Consider the following 3,326-nt stretch of genomic DNA (forward strand, 5'->3'; position numbering starts at 1 on the left):
GGGGGGCGGCCGGGCTCACCCGGGTGGGGCCGCCCGGGGGGGCCCCCCCCCCCCCGGGCTCGGTGCGGTGCGTCAGGTGCGGGGTGTCAGAAGACGCAGGGGATGCCGCCGTCGCTCTGGGCGTCGACCGACGGGCCCTGCACGGGCAGGTTGGCCGCCGGGTCGGACGGGGAGCCGGTCGCGCCGCCGCCCGGCGCTGCGGCGCCGGTCTTGTCGTCGGTCGCGCCGGTAAAGCCGGTGCCGAGGGTGACGACCACCCGGTCGGCGGGGGCCGACGCGGACTCCGTGGCGGTGACGCCGTAGCGGGCGGCGATCTGGTCGGCCGCCTCCTTGGCGCCCTTGCCGTAGGCCACGGTGGTGGTCTTGGGCTTCGCGGCGGCGCTGCCGGTCTTGCCCGCCTTGAAGCCCATCGCGACCAGGGCCTTGGACTCGGCGGTGGAGGAGACCCCGGCGGCCGTGGAGGCGTTGAAGACGTCCACGGTGGTGGGGGCGGCGGCCTTGGTGGTGGGCGGCGCGGTCGTGGCCGGCGCGGAGGAGGCCGCCGGGGTGGGCGTGTCGCCCGCCGCGTCGGGGGCGGCCGGGGCGGAGTCGGCGTAGCCGAAGATCTGCTTGACGACCTTCTGGAGCTTCGCGGGGGTGACGAGGTTGACGTCCTGGCCGTTGCGGGTGCCGAAGCCGTCGAAGGTCAGGGTGTTGAACTCGACGTTGCCGCCGGTGAGGTTGGGGGCCTGCTGGGCGAAGTCGAGGACGTTCCACTCGTTGTCGATGACCAGGTCCTTCTGCACCACGCCGAACAGCTGCTGCAGCTTGCCGAGGTCGCTGATGACGCCGTCCTGCTTGAGCTTGTGCACGACGGAGGAGATGAAGGCCTGCTGGCGGTGGGTGCGGGCGAAGTCGCCGCTGTTGCCGTCCGGGCCGTCCAGGTTGTGGCGCTGGCGGACGAAGGAGAGCGCCTGGGAGGCGTTGAGCTTGTTGATGCCCTTGTGGAAGTCGGCGCCGGAGCCCTGGCCCTCCATGGCCGGGTCCTTGGTGTCGTGGGTGAGGCAGACCTCGATCGGCTCGACGGCCTTGGCGATGTCGTAGAAGCCCATCAGGTTGACCTCGGCTATGTGGTCGACGGGCTGGTCGAGGAACTTCTGCACGGTCTGGATGGTGGCCGCCCGGCCGGCGTCGCGGCCGGCCTTCTCCAGGTCCGCGCCCTTGAGCCCCTTCGCCTGGAGGGCCGGGGTGGCCTTCTCCTTGGCCTCGCCGTAGGCCTCCTTGATCTTGCGCATGCCGGCCTGCTTGCCGTCCCCGGTGTAGGTCATGACGTAGTCGTCACGGGGGATGGAGACGGCCTGCGCCTTGCCGCCGCCGGCGGGGATGTGCAGCAGGATCAGGGAGTTGGTGTTGTAGCCGCCGATGTCGGAGCTGTGGCCGGCGTGCAGTTCGTCCTGGACGAACTCCGGCGGCAGGTCCGTCCCGTCCATGTTCTTGCGGCTGTCGAGGCCGATCAGCAGGATGTTGACCGAGTTGTCGAGGTGCTTGGGCGCGTTCTTCTTGGTCTCGGCGATGGCGTTGGAGGTGGTCATCCCGTCGGTGAGGGACGTCACCTCGTACCAGACCACCCCGCTGGCGGCGAACACCGCCAGGGCGACCGAGCAGGCCAGCGTCCGGCCCGTGATCAGCAGGGGGGAGGTGCGGCGGGTCGGGGGCGCGGCGGTGCGGCCGCCGTCCCGGGTCTGCGGGTTCTCAGCCATGGTCCCTCCTCCGGTCCCGGACCAGCCGGACCACGATCACCAGGGCGGCCGTTGCGACGGCCGCGGCCATCACGGGAAAGTCGTGGACCACCCACTTCGCGGAGCCGGTGGCCAGGTTCTTGCCCTGGTAGGCGTCGCCGTTGGCCAGCAGTTCCGCGCCGGCCGTCACCCCCAGGACCAGCAGCGGGGAGGCGGCGAGGACCCACCACCAGCCGTTGCGGCTGCTGAGTGCGGCCGCCAGGCCGGTGCCGAGCACGGCGCCCACCAGGAAGGCCGTCCCCATGCCGGGGCCGGAGAGCTCGTCGATCCCGGCGCCTGCCGCCGGCAGCCCCACGGCCAGGGCCACGGGCAGGGCCGCTCCGCCGGGGAAGGGGCGGGGGCGGGCGGGGGCCTTGTTCGCCCGCCGGCGGGCTCCCTGGTCGGAGGTGCGCCCCGGTGTCCGCTGGTCGGTCGTCCGCCCCGGTGCCTGCCGGCCGGTCGTCCGCTGGCCGGTCGTCCGTTGGTCGGTCGTCCGTTGGTCGGTCGTCCGCGCCTGCGTCTCCTGGCCGGGCGTTCGCCCGCGTGCCTCTTGGTTGGACGTCCGTCCTCGCCGCCCCGCCACGCACTCACCCCCGGTGTTCCCGTGCTCTGCGCCCCTGTGGCGCCTGCGCCCGGTCCTCGTGTGATGAGCCGTTGTGCGCTGCCACTTCTGGACGCTGCTGTTCGGCCGGCCGGTTCCCGCGCTCGGCTTCCGTTTTCCGGTCGGGGGCAGGCGTGCTGTTGAATTCCCTCTACACGGGTGTAGAGGTTGTAGGCAGCATAGAGCACCCTTGTTCGATGGCAACCCGGCTCAGGCGGGCTCGGGAGACACTACACCGGGCAGTTTTCGAGAGCCCCGGTAGATGAGGAGTGGCGCCGTGGCGGCGACGGGCGGAGCGGGACGGCCGGAGAAGCGCAAGGCGATCACGCGGGCCGCGACGGCGGTGTTCGGGCGCGAGGGCTACGTCCGGGCCAGCATGGACGCGATCGCGGCGGAGGCCGGGGTGTCCAAGCGCACGGTCTACAACCACTTCGCCGACAAGGAGACCCTCTTCCTCTCCGTCGCACTCCAGAACTCGGCCGAACTGACCGAGCTCATGCGCGAGTTGATGGACAAGCACCTCGACCGGGTGGTGGATCTGCGCCAGGACCTCACCGACTTCGCGGTCGAACGGGCCCGGGCCGTCCTCTCGGCCGGGGACCGCGGCGCGCTCGGCCGGGCCATCCGCGCCGAGGTCGCCAACATCCCGGCCGACGTCCTGGAGGCGTGGCTGGAGGCCGGCCCGATCGCCTCGCAGCGCGACCTCGCGCAGCGGTTCGAGGTGATCGCGGACCGAGGCCTGCTGGCCGTCGACGACGCCCCGCAGACCGCCGAGCAGTTCACGCTGCTGACCTTCCACGGCGTCGCCGAGCGCTCGTTCTGGGGCGCCCTGCCGGTGGCGGACGAGGAGCTCGCCCGGATCGCGGCGCTCGGTGTCGACGCCTTCCTGCGGATCCACCGGGTGCCCGCGGTGCGGTGACGGCGCGGGTGCCGGTGGCGCGGTGACGGCGGAAGCCTGACCGTGACAC

Annotated in this window: 3 protein-coding genes; 1 reads left to right on the plus strand and 2 read right to left on the minus strand. The window is 72.5% G+C overall.

The window, feature by feature from the left end; all coding sequences use genetic code 11:
- Positions 1 to 86: 86 nt before the first annotated feature.
- Both ACFV6I_RS38120 and ACFV6I_RS38125 read right to left on the minus strand, forming a co-directional pair.
- On the minus strand, positions 87 to 1,739 hold the full coding sequence (locus ACFV6I_RS38120) for an LCP family protein (protein ID WP_380430741.1): 1,653 nt from the start codon (positions 1,737 to 1,739) through the stop codon (positions 87 to 89).
- On the minus strand, positions 1,732 to 2,085 hold the full coding sequence (locus ACFV6I_RS38125) for a DUF6542 domain-containing protein (protein ID WP_063348134.1): 354 nt from the start codon (positions 2,083 to 2,085) through the stop codon (positions 1,732 to 1,734). Before ACFV6I_RS38125 ends, ACFV6I_RS38120 begins: the two co-directional genes overlap by 8 nt.
- 550 nt (positions 2,086 to 2,635) lie before the next feature.
- Here ACFV6I_RS38125 and ACFV6I_RS38130 point away from each other — a divergent pair.
- A complete protein-coding gene (locus ACFV6I_RS38130; protein ID WP_380430744.1) occupies positions 2,636 to 3,277 on the plus strand; it encodes a TetR/AcrR family transcriptional regulator in 642 nt (213 codons plus the stop codon).
- Positions 3,278 to 3,326: the final 49 nt, after the last annotated feature.

It is taken from the genome of Kitasatospora sp. NPDC059803 (assembly GCF_042732255.1).
GTDB lineage: Bacteria > Actinomycetota > Actinomycetes > Streptomycetales > Streptomycetaceae > Kitasatospora.